Source organism: Streptomyces sp. NPDC050448, from assembly GCF_040655295.1.
In the GTDB taxonomy this organism is placed as follows: Bacteria; Actinomycetota; Actinomycetes; order Streptomycetales; family Streptomycetaceae; genus Streptomyces.
Genome location: NZ_JBFAJR010000028.1, coordinates 1 through 18,780, shown reverse-complemented (window position 1 = coordinate 18,780; position 18,780 = coordinate 1). Strand labels below are relative to the sequence as shown.

Genomic DNA, 18,780 nt, shown 5'->3' with positions numbered 1-18,780 from the left:
CCACTGACAATCGCCCTGACCTGCGCAAGCACTCCCGGAGCCGCCGTCAGTTCCCGGTCTCTCCCGGCCTCTTGCCGGTGTCGTCGCGCGCCGAGTCGTACCCGATGAAGTACGTGGGCCTGCGCTGTACCGCGGTGTAGATCCGCCCGATGTACTCACCGAGCAGCCCGACGCAGATCAGCTGCACGCCGCCGAGGAAGAGCATGGCGACGAACAGCGAGGTCCAGCCGGGTACGGTCTTGCCGACCAGGAAGATCACCAGCGTCACGGCGATCATGACGAAGCAGGTGACGAAGCTGATGACGCCGAGCCAGGTCGCGAGCCGCAGCGGGGCGGCCGAGAAGTTGGTGATGCCGTCCACGGCGAGGCGGATCATCTTGCTCAGCGGGTACTTGGTCTCGCCCGCCACCCGCTCGCCCCGGCGGTACGTGACCTGCCCGCTCGGGAATCCGAGCCAGGGCACCAGCAGCCGGTAGACCTGGTGCTGGTCGGGGAGGGCCTTGAGGGCTTCCACGGCCTCGCGGCTGAGCAGCCGGAAGTCCCCGGCCTGCGCGGGCACCTGCTTGCCGACCATGCGGCGCATCAACCAGTAGTAGGCGGCGGCGGTGCGGCGCTTGAAGCCGGTGTCGGTGCTGCGGTCGGAACGGACGCCGTAGACGATGTCGAGGTTCTCGGACCGGGCCAGGTCCAGCATCTCCGGTATTTTCTCGGGCGGATCCTGGAGGTCGGCGTCGATGCTCGCCACGTACGCCCCGACCGCGCTGTGCAAGCCGGCGCGCAGGGCGGCCTGGTGGCCGGAGTTGCCGCGCAGCCGGACGATGCGGAGCTCGGGCCAGTCCGTGCGGAACTTCTCGAGGAGTTCGGCCGTCCGGTCGGTGCTGCCGTCGTCGACCGCGAGGACCTCGTACGGGACCCCGGTGCCGTCGAGTACCGGCCGCAGGCGGCTCACCAGGGCGGGGAGGGCCTCTTCCTCGTTGTACATCGGCACGATGACCGACAGGGTCGTGGCCGTGCTCGCAGCCGACACTGGTTCTTCCTGCCCGTGAGTTCCCTCGCCGCCCTGCCGTCTACCGGGACGCGAACGGCGCGTCGGTCGGGACGATCTCGCGCCCGAGCGGGAGCAGGGACAGCGGGACCATCTTGAAGTTGGCGATGCCGAACGGGATGCCGATGATCGTGATGCACAGGGCGATGCCGGTGACGATGTGACCGATGGCCAGCCACCAGCCCGCCAGGATCAGCCACAGGACGTTGCCGATGCAGGACGCCGCGCCCGCGTCTCGGCGCTCGACCGTGGTGTAGCCGAAGGGCCAGAGGGCGTACACGGCGATGCGGAAGGCCGCGATGCCGAACGGGATGCCGATGATGGTGATGCACAGGAGCACGCCCGCCAGGCAGTAGCCCAGGAACAGCCAGATGCCGCTGAGGACGAGCCAAATGATGTTGAGGATGGTCTTCATTGACTACGGCCTGCCATCTGTTCGAGCCGGGCGATGCGCTCGGCCATCGGAGGGTGTGTGGAGAACATCTTAGAAAGGCCCTCGCCCGGGCGGAACGGGTTGGCGATCATCATGTGGCTCGCGGTCTCCAGCCGCGGCTCGGGCGGCAGCGGGAGCTGCTTGACGCCGGCGTCCAGCTTGCGCAGGGCGCCGGCCAGGGCGAGCGGGTCGCCGGTGAGCTGGGCGCCGGACGCGTCGGCCTCGTACTCGCGCGAGCGGCTGATGGCCAGCTGGATCACGGATGCGGCCAGCGGGCCCAGGATCATGATCAGCAGCATGCCGAAGATGCCGGGCCCCTCGTCGTCATTGGACCGGCCGATGGGGATCAGCCAGGCGAAGTTCACCAGGAACATGATGACGGAGGCGAGCGCTCCGGCGACGGACGAGATCAGGATGTCGCGGTTGTAGACGTGGCTCAGCTCGTGGCCGATCACCCCGCGCAGCTCACGCTCGTCGAGTATGCGCAGGATGCCCTCGGTGCAGCAGACCGCGGCGTTGCGCGGGTTGCGGCCGGTGGCGAAGGCGTTCGGCGCGTCGGTCGGCGAGATGTACAGCCGGGGCATGGGCTGGCGCGCGGAGGTGGAGAGCTCGCGCACCATGCGGTAGAGCTGGGGGGCCTCGAACTCGCTCACGGGGCGGGCACGCATCGCGCGTAGAGCCAGCTTGTCGCTGTTCCAGTACGCGTACGCGTTCGTCCCGAGGGCGACGAGGACGGCGATGATCAGGCCGCCCCGCCCGAAGAAGCTTCCGATGAGGATGATGAGTGCGGACAGCCCGCCGAGGAGTACGGCGGTCTTCAGCCCGTTGTGCCGGCGGTGCACGGTACGCCCTCCAAATGGTGCGGCAGGGGGACCCCGTCCAGGATCTGCGGATCTGAGGGTCTACGGTCCAGTGGACCCTCCCTTCCTCGTCAACGCGAGGCGAGGGTCTGTGGTTCCCAGGCCGTGCCGCGCGCGCCGCCCCGGGGTAAGGGGCGGCGGGGCGGCGGCGGGCGTTGCTCCGTGCGGGTCGCGGCGTACGGCTGGACCGGCGTACCGGCCGGCGTCGGGGTTCTGCGGGCCTGCGGGCTACTGCGGGAACAGGCTGCCCGCGGCGAAGCGCAGGACCAGCTGCGGGGCGCCCGAGAGCACCACGGCGGCGCCGGCCGTGACCGCGATCGCGGTGGTGACCGGCCACGGGGCCTTCGTACGGGCGCCCTCGACGGGGCCCTCGGGGGCGCGGAAGAGCAGCGCCGTCCAGCGCAGGTAGTAGTACAGGGCCATGACGACGTTGACCGCCATGACCACGGCCAGCCAGCCCAGGCCCGCGTCGACCGCGGAGCCGAAGACGGTGACCTTGGCGAAGAGGCCGATGAGGCCCGGCGGCAGGCCGGCCAGGCAGAGCAGGAAGAAGGCCAGCGCGAGGGCGGCAGCCGGGCGCTCCGCGTACAGGCCGCGGTAGTCGCTGATCCGGTGCAGCGGCTTCGTACTGGCGACCAGGGCGGCGACCGAGAAGGCGCCGAGGTTCACGGCGGCGTACATGAGGGCGTACGCGACGGTGGAGCCGATCTGGTCGCGCTCGGAGTACGCGGCGGCCGCGATCGGGACCAGCAGGTAGCCGGCCTGGCCGACCGAGGACCAGGCGAGCAGCCGGACGGCACTGTGGGGCCGGTCCGCGCGCTGGCGCAGGGCGGCGGCGTTGCCGACCGTCATGGTGAGCGCGGCGAGGACGGCGAGCGCCGGGCCCCAGATGTCGGAGTACGCCGGGAAGGCGATCACCGTGACGAGGATGAGGCCGGTGAAGCCGACGGCCTTGCCGATCACGGAGAGGTAGCCCGCGATGGGCAGCGGCGCGCCGATGTAGGTGTCCGGGACCCAGAAGTGGAAGGGGACGGCCGCGGTCTTGAAGGCGAAGCCGACGAGGGTGAGCGCGACGCCGGCCATGGCGAGGGTGTCGAGCTGCCCGGGGACGTCTTCGAGGCGGTCGGCGACCTGGGTGAAGTGCAGGGTGCCGGTGGTGGCGTAGACGAAGCTGACGCCCATCAGCGACACGGCGGTGGCCGTGACGGAGGAGAGGAAGAACTTGAGGGCGGCCTCGGAGGAGAGCCGGTCGCCGCGGCGCATGCCGACGAGGGCGAAGGCGGGCAGCGAGGCGACTTCGAGGGCGACGATCAGCGTGGCGAGGTCGCGGGAGGCGGGCAGCAGGGCGGCGCCGGCGGCGGAGGACAGCAGCAGGAACCAGTACTCGCCGGCCGGCATGCGCGCGTCGCGGACGGTGGTGACCGACAGCAGGGCGGTGACCAGGGCGCCCGCCAGCACCAGGAACTGGATGACGAGCGTGAAGTGGTCGGCGGTGTAGCTGCACGCGCCGGGGTCGGTGCCGAGGCAGAAGGTGGCGCGGTCGCCTGCGCGCAGCGGCAGCAGGCTGGCGGTCGCGGCGGCGAGGCCGGCCACGGAGAACCAGCCGAGCAGCGGCTTGTGCCGTTCCGGTACGAAGAGGTCGGCGATCAGGACGACCAGGGCGACGCCGGCGGTTAGCACCACGGGGGCGATCGCGAGCCAGTCGACGCTCTGGACGAGGCTCGCGGTCTCGGCGGCCGGTGCCGCAGCCGTGGCCGGGGCGGTGGCCGCGGACAGGGCGGGCAGGGCCGACAGGGCGGACAGGGCCGTCATGCGTTGCCTCCTGCGAGGAGCTTCTGGACGGCCGGGTCGGTGAGGCCGAGGAGGACAGCGGGCCACAGGCCGGCGAGGACGGTGAGGGCCGCGAGCGGGGTCCAGGCGGCGAACTCGTAGCGCTGGATGTCGGCGAGTTCGAGCGCGGGCTCGTGCCGGGCCTTGGGGTCGCCCATGCAGACGCGCCGTACGACGATCAGCAGGTAGGCGGCGGTGAGCAGGGTGCCGAACGCGCCGAAGGCCATGTAGGTGAGGAAGGCGGGCCGGGACAGGCCCTCCGCCGGGTCGAACGCGCCGAACAGGGCCAGCATCTCGCCCCAGAAGCCGGCGAGGCCGGGCAGGCCGAGGGAGGCGACGGCGGCGAAGGCGAGGAGGGCGCCGAGGCGGGGGGTGCGGCCGTAGAGGGCGGCCCCGGTGGCTCCGGCGAGGGTGTCGAGATCGGCGGTGTTGTAACGGTCCTTGAGCGCACCGACAAGAAAGAAGAGAAGGCCGGTGATCAGACCGTGCGCGATGTTGGCGAACAGCGCGCCGTTGACGCCGGTGGGAGTCATCGAGGCGATGCCGAGGAGGACGAAGCCCATGTGGCCGACGGAGGAGTACGCGATGAGGCGCTTGAGGTCGCCCTTGTTGCCCTTGCGGGCGAGCGAGAGACAGGCGAGGGACCCGTAGATGATGCCGATGGCGGCGAAGGCACCCAGGTAGGGGGCGAAGGTCGCCATGCCGTCGGGCGTGACGGGGAGCAGGATGCGCACGAACCCGTACGTGCCCATCTTGAGCAGCACGCCGGCCAGCAGGACGGAGCCGACGGTGGGCGCGGCGGTGTGGGCGTCGGGCAGCCAGCTGTGCAGCGGCCACATCGGGGTCTTCACAGCGAGGCCGATGCCGATGGCGAGGACGGCCACGAGCTGGGTGGTGTGGGTCAGTTCACGGCCGTTTTCGGAGGCGAGGGTCACCATGTCGAAAGTGCCGCTGTTCAGTCCGATCAGCAGCAGTCCGAGCAGCATGACCACGGAGCCGAGGAGGGTGTAGAGGATGAACTTCCAGGCGGCGGCCTGCCGCTGAGCACCGCCCCAGCGGGCGATGAGGAAGTACATCGGGATGAGGACCATCTCGAAGGCGAGGAAGAACAGCAGCAGGTCGAGGACGGCGAAGGTCGCGAGGGTGCCGGACTCGAGGACGAGGAGCAGGGCGACGAAGGCCTTCGGGGAGGGTCCCTCGGGGAGCTTGAAGTAGCTGTAGAGCGCGCAGAGGAAGAACAGCAGCGCGGTCATCAGGAGGAGGGGGAGCGAGATGCCGTCGATGCCGAGGTGGATCCGGACCTTCAGCGCCGGGATCCAGCTGATGTCCGTGGCCGCCTGGAAGCGGGCCGGGGCGTCGCGGTCGAAGCCCAGGGCGAGGGCGATCGCCGCGGCGAGAATCGCGCCGGTCACGGTCACGCCGTGGCGCAGCACGGCCTGTTCGGGGCTTTTGCCCTTGAGTCCGGGCGGGGCCGGCAGGAGGGCCGCTGCGGCGCCGAGGAGCGGTGCGGCCACGACGAACGCCAGAAGGAACTGCATCACGGACGGGCTGATATCAATCACGGCTGACTCACGGCTCACGATCCGGCGTTGACGTTGGCGAGGACGGCGGTGGCGATCGCCAGGACCACGGCGCCGGCGAGCAGGGCGCTCAGGTAGCTCTGCACGTTGCCGGTCTGGGCCCGGCGCACGAGGCTGCCGAGCAGCCGGGGGCCGGCGCCCGCGGCGCGGACGTACGTGTCCACGACCTCGCGGTCGAGGAAGCGGACGAGGCTCGCGGCGGCGCGGACGGGGCGGACGAACAGCCGGTCGTAGACGGCGTCGAGGTGGAAGCCGTCGGCCGCGTGGCGGTGCAGCGGGCCGAGCAGCGCCCGGCCGGGGTCGGGGGCGGCGCCGGCCGGGACGGCGGGGTGGTCGTGGGTGACCTCGGCGACCTCGGGGGTCTCGGCGGCGGACTCCGCGGCAGCGGCAGACGCGGACGCACCGGCTCCGTATCCGACCGCGAGGGCCTTGGCCGTGGCCCGCTGCCACAGGGCGTACGTCAGCACCGCGCCGACGGCGGCCGCTCCCGTGCCGAGGACGGAGGTGGTCAGCGTCGGGGTGAGTGCCCTGCCGTCGAACCAGTCGGCGATCGGCCCGGCGGCGAGGCCGAAGCCGATCGTCGGGATCGCGAGCAGCCACAGCACGCCGGTCATGGCGACGGGCTCCTTGCCGTGGTCGGGGGCGGCGGCGCCCCGGCCGCGGAAGGCCATCAGCCACAGCCGGGTGGCGTAGGCGGCGGTGAGCAGGGCGGTCAGCACGCCGGCGACGAGCACGACCCAGCCGGCGGAGCTGGGAGCGAACTGCGAGTGCCCGGCGGCGGCGCGCTCGGCGGCGGCGAGGACGGCTTCCTTGGAGAAGAAGCCGGCGAAGGGCGGGATCGCGGCGAGCGCGAGCAGCGCGATCGTCATGGTCCAGAAGGCGTCGGGGATGCGCTTGGCCAGGCCGTCCATGCGGGACATGGCGGCCAGGGAGTTCGTCCCGGCGGCGTGGATGATCACGCCCGCACCGAGGAACAGGAGCGCCTTGAAGGCGCCGTGGGACAGGAGGTGGAAGACGGCGGCGCTGCGGTCGCCGACGGCCAGGGCCCCGGTCATGTAGCCGAGCTGGCCGATCGTGGAGTAGGCGAGTACGCGCTTGATGTCGTCCTGGGCCAGGGCGGCGAGGCCGGAACCGACCATCGTGACGGCCGCCATGACGGCCATGACCACCAGTGCGGCCTGGGAGGCCGCGAAGACCGGGAGGAGACGGGCGACGAAGTAGACACCGGCGGCGACCATCGTCGCGGCGTGGATCAGCGCGGAGACCGGGGTGGGGCCCGCCATGGCGTCCGGAAGCCAGGTGTGCAGCGGGAACTGCGCGGACTTGCCCGCGACTCCGGCGAGCAGGAGCAGCGCGATCAGTGTCGGGTGGTCGAGCCCGCCCGCGGCGACGGTGCCCAGGACCTTGGGGATCTGGAAGGAGCCTGCGTCGGCGGCGAGCGCGAACAGGCCGATCAGGAAGGGGACGTCGCCCAGCTTGGTGACGAGGAAGGCCTTCAGGGAGGCGGAGCGGGCCGCCTCGGTCTCCCAGTAGTGGCCGACCAGGAAGTACGAGCAGATGCCCATGACCTCCCAGCCGACCAGCAGCACCATCAGGTCGCCGGAGTAGACGACGAGCAGCATGGCGGAGGTGAACAGTGAGACCAGAGCGGCATACGACGGGTAGCGCGGGTCCTCGCGGAGGTACGCCGTCGAGTAGAGCTGTACGCAGGTGGCGACGACGCCGACCAGCACGGCGACCAGGACGGCGAAGCCGTTCAGGTAGAGCGAGAGGTCGATCGGCACCGAGCCGGTCGGGGTCAGCTCGGTCGACGTGACGATCGGCTTGCCGCCGCCCTGGCGGACGGCGACGAGCACGGCCAGCACGGCCGAGGCCAGCACCGGCAGCACCGCGAGGGGCCGGACGAACCCGGGGGCGCTGCGGCCGAACAGCAGTCCCGCCACCGCGCCCAGGAAGGGCAGGAGCGGGACGAGGACCGCGAGGGTCGTGGTGCTCACGCGATGACCTCGCTGCTCTGGTTGTTCGGGGCGGGCTCGTGGCCCTCGGCGGTGTCGCGCAGCCGGTCGATGTCCGAGGTGCCGCGGTTGCGGTACACCATCAGCACGATCGCGAGGCCGATGCCGATCTCGGCGGCGGCGATGGCGATGGTGAAGAGGGTGAGGGCCTGGCCGGCGTGCAGGGTGTCGCGCAGCCAGACGTCGAACGTCACCAGGTTGAGGTTGACGGCGTTGAGCATCAGCTCGACGGACATCAGGACCAGGATGGCGTTGCGGCGGGCGAGCACTCCGTACAGGCCCGTGCAGAAGAGGAGCGCCGCGAGCACGGCGGGGTAGGCGAGGTGCATCAGCGCTGCTGCCCCTTCTTGTCGTCGGGCCCACCGGCGGCGGTGTCCCTGCGGGAGAGCACGATGGCGCCGATCAGGGCTGCGAGGAGGAGGACGGAGAGCGCTTCGAAGGGCAGCACCCAGTGCTGGAAGAGGATCTCGCCGGAGACCTTGGTGGAGCCCTGGGCGGGGCCGTCGAGGTCGATCCAGGTGGTGCGGAACGCGTCGACGACGACCCAGACGAGCGCGGTGGCCGCGACGAGGGCGACACCGAGGGCGATCCAGCGGTTGTTCGAGTCGGCGTCCGGGGAGCGGCCGATGGGGGCCTTGGTGAGCATCAGCCCGAAGAGGAGGAGGACGACCACGGAACCGAGGTAGATCAGGACTTGGACCCAGGCGATGAACTCGGCGGTCAGCAGCAGGTACTCGACGGCGATGCCGCCGAGCGCGACGACCAGCCAGAGAGCGGCGTGCACGAGCTGCTTGGTGACGACCGTGATCGCGGCCGCGCCGAGAGTGGCGAGGCCGACGAGGACGAAGGCGATCTCGACGCCGGTCGGGGAGAGGAACCCGTTGCCCGTCGCCGTGGCGGCCAGGGCGGTGGCTGCGGGGGTCACTCGTCTCCCTCCGGGGTGATCGGGGCGTCGGTCTCGGGCGCGGCGGGCTCGGCCGGCGCGGCGGCAGCGGCGGCTGCCGCGGCGGCGGCGGCCTCGGCCTTCTCCACCGCCTTCCGGGCGGCGGCGATCTCCTTGGGCTCCTCGGCTGCCGGGTCCAGGGAGGGCGGTGCCGGGACGGTCCACATCCACTCGCGCAGCTTGTCGCGCTCGTGGGTGAGTTCGAGGATGTCCGTCTCCGCGTACTCGAACTCCGGCGACCAGAAGAGGGCGTCGAAGGGGCACACCTCGATGCAGATGCCGCAGTACATGCAGAGCGAGAAGTCGATGGCGAAGCGGTCGAGGACGTTGCGGCTGCGCTCGCGGCCGCCGGGGGCGGCGGCCGGGACCGTCTCCTTGTGGGAGTCGATGTAGATGCACCAGTCGGGGCACTCGCGGGCGCACAGCATGCAGACCGTGCAGTTCTCCTCGAACAGGCCGATGACCCCGCGGGTGCGGGGCGGGAGCTCGGGCTGCACCTCGGGGTACTGGGCGGTGTGCGCGCGCTTCGTCATCGTGCGCAGGGTGACGGCGAGGCCCTTGGCGAGGCCGGATCCGGGGATGGGCATTACTGGATCGCCACCTTCACGATGCCGGTGAGCGCGATCTGGGCGAGCGCGAGCGGGATGAGTGCGGTCCAGGCGAGCTTCTGGAGCTGGTCCTCGCGCAGCCGGGGGTAGCTGACGCGGAGCCAGATCACGACGAAGGCGAGGACCGCGGTCTTGAGGAGGGTCCAGACCCAGCCGTCGGCGATCGGCCCGTGCCAGCCGCCGAGGAAGAGGACGGTGGTGAGGGCGCAGAGGACGACGATGCCGGCGTACTCGGCGAGCAGGAACAGCGCGAAGCGCAGGCCGGTGTACTCGGTGTACGCGCCGAAGATGATCTCGGAGTCGGCGACGGGCATGTCGAAGGGGGGCCGCTGGAGTTCGGCGAGGCCGGCGGTGAAGAAGACGAGCGCGCCGGTGATCTGCCAGGGCAGCCACCACCACTGGAAGGCGTCGACGATGCCGGGGAGGGACACGGTCCCGGCGGCCATGGCGACGGAGGCGGCGGCGAGCAGCATGGGGAGCTCGTACGCGAGGAGCTGCGCGGCGGTGCGCAGACCGCCGAGCAGGGAGAACTTGTTGGCGGAGGCCCAGCCGGCCATCAGGCTGCCGAGGATGCCGACGCCCATGACGGCGAGCACGAAGAACAGCCCGGCGTCGATGACCTGGCCGACCGCGCCCTCGCCCGGGCCGATGGGGATGGCGACGAGGACGAGGAGGTACGGGAGCAGGGCGACGGCGGGGGCGAGCTGGAAGATGCGGCGGTCGGCGTTGGCCGGGACGACGTCTTCCTTCTGCGCGAACTTCACGCCGTCGGCGACGAGCTGGGCCCAGCCGTGGAAGCCGCCGGCGTACATGGGGCCGAGGCGGCCCTGCATGTGCGCCATCACCTTGTGCTCGGTCTGCCCGACGACGAGCGGGAGCACGAGGAAGACGGCGAAGACGACGATGAGTCGCAGGGCGACGTCGAGCACGTCGTTCACGCGTCGCCTCCGTTGTCGGGGGTGGGCTCGGGATCAGTGACCGGTTCGCCTGCGGCGGGCTCGGGCTTGGGCGCGGGCTCGGGTGCCGGCTCGGGCTCGGGTGCGACCTCAGGCTCGCGTGCGGGCTTGGGCTCGGGTGCGGGCTTGGGCTCGGGTGCCGGCTTGGGCTCGGGTGCGGATGCCGGATCGGGTGCCGGCTCGGGCTCGCGTGCGGGCTCGGGCTTGGGCTCGGGTGCGAGCTTGGGCTCGGGTGCGAGCTCAGGTGCGGGTGCGAGCTCAGGTGCGGGCTCGTCGAAAGCGGGCTTCGGGTTGTGCCAGGGCGCGTCCGCGCTTCGCCTGACCGGCGGCTTCCGGGTGGTGGGCTCCGGAGCCCCCGCGGCGGGAACCTCCCCCGCTGCCGGGTCCGCCGAAGGAGCTTCGGGCTCCGCCGACGGGAGCGCCTGGCTCGCCGAGCCTTCCGTCACCGAGCGGGTACGGCGCGCCGGGCGCGGGGGCTCGGGCTGCGGCGTCGCTTCGGCTTCCGCCGACGGGAGCGCCTGGCTCGCCGAGCCTTCCGCCACCGAGCGGGTACGGCGCGCCGGGCGCGGGGTCTCCGGTTCCGGGGGCTGGGTGGCCGAGCCTTCCGCCACCGAGCGGGTGCGGCGGACCGGGGCGCCCTCGCGCGGGGCGCGGGCGGCGCGGGCCGGGCGGGTGGGAGCCGGCGGGAGCTGGCCCTTGAGCGGGCCCCAGTCGTTGGGGTCCGGGACGCCCGGCGGGAGCATCTGGCGGCGCTTCGGGGCGTCGGGGTCGTGTGCCTCGCCCGGTTCCTTGGCTCCCGGCCAGGCCTTCGCGACGCGCGCGGCCAGCACGAAGTCCTTGCGCAGCGGGTGCCCCTCGAAGTCCTCCGGGAGGAGGAGGGGAACCAGGTGCGGGTGGTCGGTGAAGACCACCCCGAACATCTCGAACGTCTCCCGCTCGTGCCATTCCGCGCCCGCGTAGATCGCGACCGCCGACGGGAGGGACGGCGCCGAGTGCGGGACCGTCGTCCGCAGGAGCAGGCGGCGTACGCGGTGGTTCTCGAGAGAGACGACGTGGGCGCAGATCCGGAAGCCCGTGCCCGGCTCGTCCACCGCGCTCAGCCAGTCGAAGTACGTGCAGCCCAGCTTGTCCCGGGCGATCTCCAGCGCCGGGATCCAGCTGCCGACCGGGACGTCGACCGTCAGGACGTCGTACGCGTACTCGGCCACCGCCTCCGCGCCGAAGATCGTCGCGGCGGCGTCGGGGAGGGAGTCGTAGAGGTTCATGCGCCCGCTCCCGGCACCGGCGGGGGCGTGACCAGGCCGCTCGTGAGCTGCGAGACCGAGGGCCCCGGCTCGGTGGCATAGCGGTCCGCCAGCGACTCCCGAGCGATCTTCTCCTGGAGCTTGAGGATGCCCTGCAGCAGCGCCTCCGGGCGCGGCGGGCAGCCGGGGACGTAGACGTCGACCGGGATGATCTGGTCGACGCCCTTCGTCACCGAGTACGAGTCCCAGTACGGCCCGCCGCAGTTCGAGCAGGCGCCGAAGGAGATGACGTACTTCGGCTCCGGCATCTGCTCGTACAGCCGCTTCACGGCGGGGGCCATCTTGTCCGTCACCGTGCCCGAGACGATCATCAGGTCCGCCTGGCGCGGGCCGGGCGCGAAGGGGATGACGCCGAGCCGGATGAAGTCGTGCCGGGCCATCGACGCGGCGATGAACTCGATCGCGCAGCAGGCGAGGCCGAAGTTGAAGACCCACAGGCTGTAGCGGCGGCCCCAGTTCAGGACCACCTTCATGGGCTCCGGGGCGAGGCGGGAGAGGACTCCCAGCCGCTTGGGCTCGGGGAGCAGCTGGGGCTCGGCCGACGTCCCGGCCGGTGTCACGTCCATTCGAGGACGCCCTTCTTGTACGCGTAGAGCAGGCCGACGGCCAGGAAGCCCAGGAAGATGAACATCTCCACGAGCGTCGTGGCGCCGTAACCGGCGGTGGCGAACACCGTCGCCCACGGGAAGAGGAAGATCGAGTCGACGGCGAAGATGACGTAGAGGAACGCGTAGACGTAGTAGCGGACCTGGGTGTGCGCCCAGCCCTCGCCGACGGGGTCCACACCGCATTCGTACGTCAGCAGCTTCTCAGGGGTCGGGACGACCGGTCTCAGCAGGCGGCCCGCGCCGAACGCGACGGCGACGAAGAGCACACCGAGGAGGGCCAGCAGGCCGACGACCGAATAACTTCGGAAATAGTCCGCCGCGAGCACGGTTACGGTCGATACCGTTGGGTCGGGCACGTCCGTTCCTCGCTCCTTGGCCACTGTCGATGATCTGGTACGGACGGGAGTCTAGGGCCTGGTCCACACAGGGTGGGGTTATCCCCCGTTTACTGCGGCCCGGCTACCCCATGGCACCCGCGGGGCGATATTGGCAGGCTGGGGCGCATGACCGCGCGCATTCAAGTCTCCCACCAGCGTCCCGACAACGACCGGCCCCCTCCCGTACGCCCGGCCCTGGGGGCCGTGGCGTGGAAGGAGATCGCCCATCTCCTGAGCAATCTTCCACTCGCGCTCGTCGGGTTCGTCTACACCGTGTCCATGGTGGCGACCGCGGGCGGCCTGTCCGTGACCGCGATCGGTCTTCCGCTGCTCGCAGGTGGTCTGCTCGTGTCTCGCCAGCTGGGACGGCTGGAGCGGGCGAGGGCGCGCGCGCTGCTCGGCGTACGGGTGGACGAGCCGACCCCGCTGCCGGGGCCGCGGGCCGGCGGGTTCTTCCCCTGGCTGTGGGCGGGCGTGAAGGACCCGGTGGCCTGGCGGACCGTGCTGTACGAGCTGGTTCGGATGCCGTGGGGGGTGCTGACCTTCACGGTGGCGCTGGTCGGGCTGCTGGTGCTGTGGCCGGTGCTGCCGTACGTGTCGCGCTGGCTGTCGAACGTGGACCGGCTGATGGTACGAGGGCTGCTCTCGCCCTCGGACGAGCTGGAGCGGCGGATCGCGGAGCTGGAGTCCGACCGGGGCGTGGTCGTGGACACGGCGGCGGCCGACATGCGGCGCATCGAGCGGGATCTGCACGACGGGGCGCAGGCGCGGCTGGTGGCGCTGGCGATGGGGCTGGGCCTGGCCAAGGAGAAGCTGCTCGAGGACCCGGACTCGGCGGCGGCGATGGTGGACGAGGCGCACGGGGAAGTGAAGCTGGCGCTGCAGGAGCTGCGGGACCTGGCGCGGGGGATCCACCCGGCGGTGCTGACGGACCGGGGGCTGGATGCGGCGCTCTCGTCGGTGGCGTCGCGGTGCGTGGTGCCGGTGAAGGTGGCGGTGGATCTGCCGGAGCGGCCTGCGGCCGCCGTTGAGGGGATCGCGTACTTCACGGTGTCGGAGCTGCTGCAGAACGTGAGCAAGCATGCGGGGGCGCGGGGCGCGAGCGTGGAGGTGTGGCGGACGGGGGCGGACGGGCAGCCGGGGGCGCGGTTGTCGATCCGGGTGTCGGATGACGGGCGGGGCGGGGCCGATGCGGTGGGCGGGTCGGGGCTGGCGGGGCTGGCGGAGCGGCTGCATGCCGTGGACGGGGCCTTCGTCGTCGACTCCCCCGAGGGGGAGGGGACGGTGGTGACGGCGGCGTTGCCGTGGCGCGGGCGCGGCTGATGCCGGGGCTTCGGCCTGGCTGATCGGGACTCCCGTCCGGGGTGTGGGCGGGGGTTCCGTCCGCTTGTGTGGCCCACCGCCCTGGGGTGGACCCCCTGCGGGGCTGGTCCCCTACCCGCCCTTCCACCGTTCCCCGGGCGCTGCCCGGACCCCGAGGGGCCGTGGGCTCCGCCCCCGAATCCTCCCCTCGCCTCAAACGCCGGCGGGGCTGGACTTGGCCGGGGTGCGCGGGCCGGGAGGGGCCTTCGCGGGAGCGGCGGGGGCGGCCCGCGGCCGGCGCTGCGGGGCGGCTTCCGGCGGGAGCGGGGTGGGGTTATCCCCCCTGTCGAGAGGCCGACCCGCCCGATGGTTTCGGGCGGGTCGGGGCGGGAGGGTTGGGGTGGGTCATGGGAACGCGGAAGGGCGGGTCGGGATCATGGGGATCGGTGGGGTGCTGCGGGCTCCGGTCGAGGGGCGGACGTGGCGGGAGTTCGGGTATCTGGTGCTCGGGCTGCCGCTGAGCCTGCTGTACTTCTCGCTCGCGATCACCGGCGTCAGCCTCGGCGCCGGGCTGCTCGTCACCTTCATCGGGATCCCGGTGCTCGCCGGGGTGCTCGCCATGTGCCGCGGATTCGGAAGGGTCGAACGGGCCCGGGTGCGCGGCCTGCTCGGGGTCGACATCGCCGAGCCCGCGCCCGTCCGGGCGAAGACGCGGGGTCCGCTCGCCGCCATGGGGGCGCTGCTCAGGAGCGGCAGCGCCTGGCGGCACGCGCTGTACTCGGTGGTCCACCTCCCGTGGGCGCTGTTCGCCTTCACCGTGGCACTGGTGTTCTGGGCGTACGGATGGGCCTTGCTGCTGTACCCGGTCTGGTTCTGGGTCTTCCCGGCCTACACCGACTGGCCCGGGCTGCAGCTGTTCCAGAACGACGACTACACCTTCTACCTCGATTCGCCCCTCGAGATCGCCCTCACCTGCCTGGTCGGGCTCGGGTTCACCCTGGCCACGCCCTGGGTGGTGCGGGCCCTCACCACCGTCGACCGCGTCCTCGTCGCCGGGCTGCTCGGGCCGTCGCGCCTCGACCACCGCGTCACGGAGCTGGAGTCCGACCGCGGGGCCGTCGTCGACACCGCCGCCGCCGACCTGCGGCGCATCGAGCGGGATCTGCACGACGGCGCGCAGGCCCGCCTGGTGGCGCTGGCCATGGACCTGGGCCTGGCGAAGGAGAAGCTCGCCGAGGATCCCCGCGCCGCCGCCCGGATGGTGGACGAGGCGCACGGAGAGGTGAAGATCGCACTCCAGGAGCTGCGCGACCTGGCCCGCGGGATTCACCCGGCCGTACTGACGGACCGCGGTCTGGACGCGGCACTGTCGTCCGTGGCCTCCCGGTGCGCGGTGCCGGTGCGGGTGTCCGTGGATCTTCCGGACCGGCCGGCCTCCGCCGTCGAGGGGATCGCCTACTTCACCGTCTCGGAGCTGCTGCAGAACGTCAGCAAGCACTCCGGGGCCCGTACCGCGGGTGTGGACGTGTGGAAATCCGGGGACCGGCTGCTGATCCAGGTCGCGGACGACGGGCGCGGCGGCGCGATCACCGGCGGCACGGGCACCGGCGGCACGGGCACCGGGCTGGCCGGGCTCGCCGAGCGGCTGGACGCCGTGGACGGGGTGCTCGTCGTCGATTCGCCCGCCGGCAGCGGCACCACCGTCACCGCCGAGCTCCCCTGGCGTCCCAGGTAGACCGGGCGCTTCCGGTTCCACCGGCATCGGCTCCCGCGGCCGCGCCTTGGCCGGTCTCGCCCGCATCCGCCCTCGAGGCTGGGATGCTTGGCCGGGTCAGGGACATCGGGGAACGTGTGGACGCGGGAGCTGCTGGATCGTGGAAAACAGGGTGCGGGTGGTCATCGCCGAGGATTCAGTGCTGCTGCGTGAGGGCCTGACCCGGTTGCTCACCGACCGGGGGCATGACGTCGTGGCCGGCGTCGGGGACGCGGAAGCCCTGATCAAGACGGTGGCGGAGCTGGCGGCCGAGGATGCGCTGCCGGATGTGGTGGTGGCCGACGTACGGATGCCGCCGACGCACACCGACGAAGGCGTACGGGCCGCCGTACGGCTGCGCCGCGAGCATCCCGGGATAGGCGTGCTCGTGCTGTCGCAGTACGTGGAGGAGCAGTACGCCACCGAACTGCTGGCCGGTTCCAGTACCGGGGTGGGGTATCTGCTCAAGGACCGGGTGGCCGACGTACGGGAATTCCTGGACGCCGTCGTACGCGTGGCCCGGGGCGGGACCGCCCTGGACCCCGAGGTGGTCGCCCAGCTGCTCGGCCGCAGCCGGAAGCAGGACGTGCTGGCGGGGCTGACCCCGCGCGAGCGCGAGGTGCTGGGCCTGATGGCCGAGGGCCGGACCAACTCGGCCGTGGCCAAACAGCTCGTGGTCAGCGACGGAGCGGTGGAGAAGCACGTCAGCAACATCTTCATGAAGCTCGGGCTGTCCCCGAGCGACGGGGACCACCGGCGAGTCCTGGCCGTTCTCACCTACCTGCGTTCTTGACCGAGGAACCCGGGCATTGATCAAAACCTTGATCAACTGACACTGTGTCAGGTGCGGCGGTACCGCATCTGGCCGCTGGGGGCTCGCACTATTTCTGCACGGCACGCATTCCCGGAATCTCTCGGAATCTCTCGGAATCTCACGGAATTCTCTCGACAGACCGCCGCAGACGGCGGTCCAGAATATGAGCGTCCCCTGAGGAGGCCACTCCTACCGACGTAGGGTTGACCTTGGGAGCGGGAACGCCAAGCCTCGAAGGAGGTCCAGTTCAGTGACCAGCCAGGTCAGTAGCCCAGCCGAACATGCCGACGGGGCCGAAGGGACTGTAGTCGGCGAACAACGGACGCCCCAGGGCCCGAGCGGCAAGGAAGTACGCCGCCTCGACCGGGTGATCATCCGGTTCGCGGGTGACTCGGGTGACGGTATGCAGCTCACCGGTGACCGCTTCACCTCGGAGACGGCCTCCTTCGGGAACGACCTCTCCACACTCCCGAACTTCCCGGCCGAGATCCGCGCCCCTGCCGGCACCCTGCCGGGCGTCTCCTCGTTCCAGCTGCATTTCGCCGACCACGACATCCTGACGCCGGGCGACGCCCCGAACGTACTGGTGGCGATGAATCCGGCAGCGCTGAAGGCGAACATCGCGGATGTGCCGCGCGGCGCCGAGATCATCATCAATACCGATGAATTCACCAAGCGCCCGATGGCCAAGGTGGGCTACGAGACCTCACCGCTGGAAGACGGCTCGCTCGGCGCCTACAGCATCCACCCGGTGCCGCTGACCACCCTCACGGTCGAGGCGCTGAAGGACTTCGGGCTCTCCCGCAAGGAGGCCGAGCGCAGCAAGAACATGTTCGCGCTGGGGCTGCTGAGCTGGATGTACCACCGGCCCACCGAGGGCACGGAGAGCTTCCTGCGGCAGAAGTTCGCGAAGAAGCCCGCCATCGCCGAGGCGAACGTGGCCGCCTTCCGGGCGGGCTGGAACTTCGGCGAGACGACGGAGGACTTCGCGGTCTCCTACGAGGTGGCCCCGGCGACCCGCGCCTTCCCGACCGGCACGTACCGCAACATCTCCGGGAACCTGGCCCTGTCCTACGGGCTGATCGCGGCGGGCCGGCAGGCCGACCTGCCGCTCTACCTGGGCTCGTACCCGATCACCCCGGCCTCGGACATCCTGCACGAGCTGAGCAAGCACAAGAACTTCGGCGTGCGCACGTTCCAGGCGGAGGACGAGATCGCCGGCATCGGCGCGGCGCTCGGCGCGGCCTTCGGCGGCTCGCTCGGCGTGACCACGACTTCCGGCCCGGGCGTGGCGCTGAAGTCCGAGACGATCGGCCTCGCGGTCTCCCTCGAGCTGCCGCTGCTGATCGTGGACATCCAGCGCGGCGGCCCCTCCACCGGCCTGCCGACCAAGACCGAGCAGGCGGACCTGCTCCAGGCGATGTACGGGCGCAACGGCGAGGCACCGGTCCCGATCGTCGCCCCGCGCACCCCGGCCGACTGCTTCGACGCGGCCCTGGACGCGGCCCGGATCGCGCTGACGTACCGCACCCCGGTGTTCCTGCTCTCCGACGGCTACCTCGCGAACGGCTCCGAGCCGTGGCGGATCCCGGACGTCGCCGACCTTCCGGACCTGAAGGTGCAGTTCGCCTCCGGGCCCAACCACACGCTCGCGGACGGCACCGAGGTGTTCTGGCCGTACAAGCGCGATCCGCAGACGCTGGCCCGCCCGTGGGCGGTCCCCGGGACGCCCGGTCTGGAGCACCGGATCGGCGGCATCGAGAAGCAGGACGGCACGGGCAACATCTCGTACGACCCGGCCAACCACGACTTCATGGTCCGCGCCCGCCAGGCCAAGATCGACGGCATCGAGGTCCCCGACCTCGACGTCGACGACCCCGACCACGCCCGCACCCTCGTGCTCGGCTGGGGCTCCACCTACGGCCCGATCACGGCCGCCGTCCGCCGTCTGCGCCAAGCCGGCGCACCCGTCGCACAGACCCACCTGCGCCACCTGAACCCCTTCCCGAGGAATCTCGGGGAGGTCCTGAAGCGTTACGACAAGGTAGTGGTGCCGGAGATGAACCTCGGGCAGCTCGCCACCCTGATCCGGGCCAAGTACCTGGTCGACGCCCAGTCGTACACCCAGGTCAACGGAATGCCGTTCAAGGCTGAGCAGCTCGCGAAGGTTCTCGAGGAGGCCATCAATGACTGAGGTGACCGACGCCCCCCACCTGCTCTCGCTGGTCCCCAAGGCGGACGCCAAGCAGTCCATGAAGGACTTCAAGTCGGACCAGGAGGTCCGCTGGTGCCCCGGCTGCGGCGACTACGCGGTGCTCGCGGCCGTCCAGGGCTTCATGCCCGAGCTCGGAC

Annotated in this window: 17 protein-coding genes and 1 pseudogene; 5 read left to right on the top strand and 13 right to left on the bottom strand. The window is 71.5% G+C overall.

From position 1 onward, the window contains the following. Nucleotides 1-46: 46 nt before the first annotated feature. The 13 genes from AB0I68_RS27635 to AB0I68_RS27575 form a co-directional block, all read right to left on the bottom strand. Nucleotides 47-1,027, bottom strand: coding sequence for a glycosyltransferase family 2 protein (locus tag AB0I68_RS27635; RefSeq protein WP_363180086.1), 981 nt, complete (start codon nt 1,025-1,027; stop codon nt 47-49). Between the two features lie 40 nt (nt 1,028-1,067). Beyond that, on the bottom strand, nt 1,068-1,460 hold the full coding sequence (locus AB0I68_RS27630) for a YccF domain-containing protein (protein ID WP_363180085.1): 393 nt from the start codon (nt 1,458-1,460) through the stop codon (nt 1,068-1,070). Continuing rightward, nucleotides 1,457-2,320: a zinc metalloprotease HtpX gene (htpX, locus tag AB0I68_RS27625; RefSeq protein WP_363180084.1), complete on the bottom strand. Its 864-nt coding sequence runs from the start codon at nt 2,318-2,320 to the stop codon at nt 1,457-1,459. Before htpX ends, AB0I68_RS27630 begins: the two co-directional genes overlap by 4 nt. 246 nt (nt 2,321-2,566) lie before the next feature. After that, the gene (locus AB0I68_RS27620; RefSeq protein ID WP_363180083.1) at nt 2,567-4,150 is read right to left on the bottom strand and encodes an NADH-quinone oxidoreductase subunit N; all 1,584 of its coding nucleotides are present in this window, start codon (nt 4,148-4,150) and stop codon (nt 2,567-2,569) included. Continuing rightward, nucleotides 4,147-5,706, bottom strand: a complete 1,560-nt coding sequence (locus AB0I68_RS27615) for an NADH-quinone oxidoreductase subunit M (protein ID WP_363180147.1) — start codon at nt 5,704-5,706, stop codon at nt 4,147-4,149. The genes AB0I68_RS27620 and AB0I68_RS27615 overlap by 4 nt, the downstream gene beginning before the upstream one ends. Before the next feature lie 38 nt (nt 5,707-5,744). Next, a complete protein-coding gene (locus AB0I68_RS27610; protein ID WP_363180082.1) occupies nt 5,745-7,745 on the bottom strand; it encodes an NADH-quinone oxidoreductase subunit L in 2,001 nt (666 codons plus the stop codon). Beyond that, nucleotides 7,742-8,092: an NADH-quinone oxidoreductase subunit NuoK gene (gene nuoK / locus AB0I68_RS27605; protein WP_363180081.1), complete on the bottom strand. Its 351-nt coding sequence runs from the start codon at nt 8,090-8,092 to the stop codon at nt 7,742-7,744. The genes AB0I68_RS27610 and nuoK overlap by 4 nt, the downstream gene beginning before the upstream one ends. Beyond that, the gene (locus tag AB0I68_RS27600) at nt 8,092-8,688 is read right to left on the bottom strand and encodes an NADH-quinone oxidoreductase subunit J (RefSeq protein ID WP_363180080.1); all 597 of its coding nucleotides are present in this window, start codon (nt 8,686-8,688) and stop codon (nt 8,092-8,094) included. Before AB0I68_RS27600 ends, nuoK begins: the two co-directional genes overlap by 1 nt. Continuing rightward, complete coding sequence (locus AB0I68_RS27595) at nt 8,685-9,293, bottom strand: NADH-quinone oxidoreductase subunit I (protein WP_363180079.1); 609 nt, start codon at nt 9,291-9,293, stop codon at nt 8,685-8,687. Before AB0I68_RS27595 ends, AB0I68_RS27600 begins: the two co-directional genes overlap by 4 nt. After that, nucleotides 9,293-10,252 (bottom strand): complex I subunit 1 family protein, encoded by a 960-nt coding sequence (locus AB0I68_RS27590; RefSeq protein WP_363180078.1) that lies wholly within the window; start codon nt 10,250-10,252, stop codon nt 9,293-9,295. Before AB0I68_RS27590 ends, AB0I68_RS27595 begins: the two co-directional genes overlap by 1 nt. Beyond that, nucleotides 10,249-11,535, bottom strand: coding sequence for an NADH-quinone oxidoreductase subunit C (locus AB0I68_RS27585; protein WP_363180077.1), 1,287 nt, complete (start codon nt 11,533-11,535; stop codon nt 10,249-10,251). The genes AB0I68_RS27590 and AB0I68_RS27585 overlap by 4 nt, the downstream gene beginning before the upstream one ends. Next, entirely contained in the window at nt 11,532-12,140 is a 609-nt protein-coding gene (locus tag AB0I68_RS27580; protein ID WP_363180076.1) for an NADH-quinone oxidoreductase subunit B family protein, read from the bottom strand. The genes AB0I68_RS27585 and AB0I68_RS27580 overlap by 4 nt, the downstream gene beginning before the upstream one ends. Continuing rightward, a complete protein-coding gene (locus AB0I68_RS27575; protein ID WP_363180075.1) occupies nt 12,131-12,538 on the bottom strand; it encodes an NADH-quinone oxidoreductase subunit A in 408 nt (135 codons plus the stop codon). Before AB0I68_RS27575 ends, AB0I68_RS27580 begins: the two co-directional genes overlap by 10 nt. Nucleotides 12,539-12,685: 147 nt before the next feature. On the opposite strand from AB0I68_RS27575, the gene AB0I68_RS27570 reads away from it, so the two are divergent. The 5 genes and pseudogenes from AB0I68_RS27570 to AB0I68_RS27550 form a co-directional block, all read left to right on the top strand. Next, the gene (locus tag AB0I68_RS27570) at nt 12,686-13,882 is read left to right on the top strand and encodes a sensor domain-containing protein (protein ID WP_363180074.1); all 1,197 of its coding nucleotides are present in this window, start codon (nt 12,686-12,688) and stop codon (nt 13,880-13,882) included. A gap of 415 nt (nt 13,883-14,297) precedes the next feature. Next, nucleotides 14,298-15,596 (top strand): sensor domain-containing protein, encoded by a 1,299-nt coding sequence (locus tag AB0I68_RS27565; protein WP_363180073.1) that lies wholly within the window; start codon nt 14,298-14,300, stop codon nt 15,594-15,596. 151 nt (nt 15,597-15,747) lie between these two features. Then, nucleotides 15,748-16,407 (top strand): response regulator transcription factor, encoded by a 660-nt coding sequence (locus AB0I68_RS27560; protein ID WP_030161942.1) that lies wholly within the window; start codon nt 15,748-15,750, stop codon nt 16,405-16,407. Between the two features lie 271 nt (nt 16,408-16,678). Continuing rightward, complete coding sequence (locus tag AB0I68_RS27555; protein ID WP_363180072.1) at nt 16,679-18,622, top strand: 2-oxoacid:acceptor oxidoreductase subunit alpha; 1,944 nt, start codon at nt 16,679-16,681, stop codon at nt 18,620-18,622. Then, nucleotides 18,615-18,780, top strand: a pseudogene (locus AB0I68_RS27550) (2-oxoacid:ferredoxin oxidoreductase subunit beta); the annotation flags it as partial. The gene AB0I68_RS27555 and the pseudogene AB0I68_RS27550, both read left to right, overlap by 8 nt.

Bases quoted from the DNA above. Each gene is read 5' to 3' on its own strand.
- AB0I68_RS27565 (WP_363180073.1), top strand. From the start codon at position 14,298: ATGGGGATCGGTGGGGTGCTGCGGGCTCCGGTCGAGGGGCGGACGTGG.
- AB0I68_RS27620 (WP_363180083.1), bottom strand. From the start codon at position 4,150: ATGACGGCCCTGTCCGCCCTGTCGGCCCTGCCCGCCCTGTCCGCGGCC.
- AB0I68_RS27615 (WP_363180147.1), bottom strand. From the start codon at position 5,706: ATGCAGTTCCTTCTGGCGTTCGTCGTGGCCGCACCGCTCCTCGGCGCC.
- AB0I68_RS27585 (WP_363180077.1), bottom strand. From the start codon at position 11,535: ATGAACCTCTACGACTCCCTCCCCGACGCCGCCGCGACGATCTTCGGC.
- AB0I68_RS27580 (WP_363180076.1), bottom strand. From the start codon at position 12,140: ATGGACGTGACACCGGCCGGGACGTCGGCCGAGCCCCAGCTGCTCCCC.
- AB0I68_RS27595 (WP_363180079.1), bottom strand. From the start codon at position 9,293: ATGCCCATCCCCGGATCCGGCCTCGCCAAGGGCCTCGCCGTCACCCTG.
- AB0I68_RS27630 (WP_363180085.1), bottom strand. From the start codon at position 1,460: ATGAAGACCATCCTCAACATCATTTGGCTCGTCCTCAGCGGCATCTGG.
- nuoK (WP_363180081.1), bottom strand. From the start codon at position 8,092: ATGCACCTCGCCTACCCCGCCGTGCTCGCGGCGCTCCTCTTCTGCACG.
- AB0I68_RS27570 (WP_363180074.1), top strand. From the start codon at position 12,686: ATGACCGCGCGCATTCAAGTCTCCCACCAGCGTCCCGACAACGACCGG.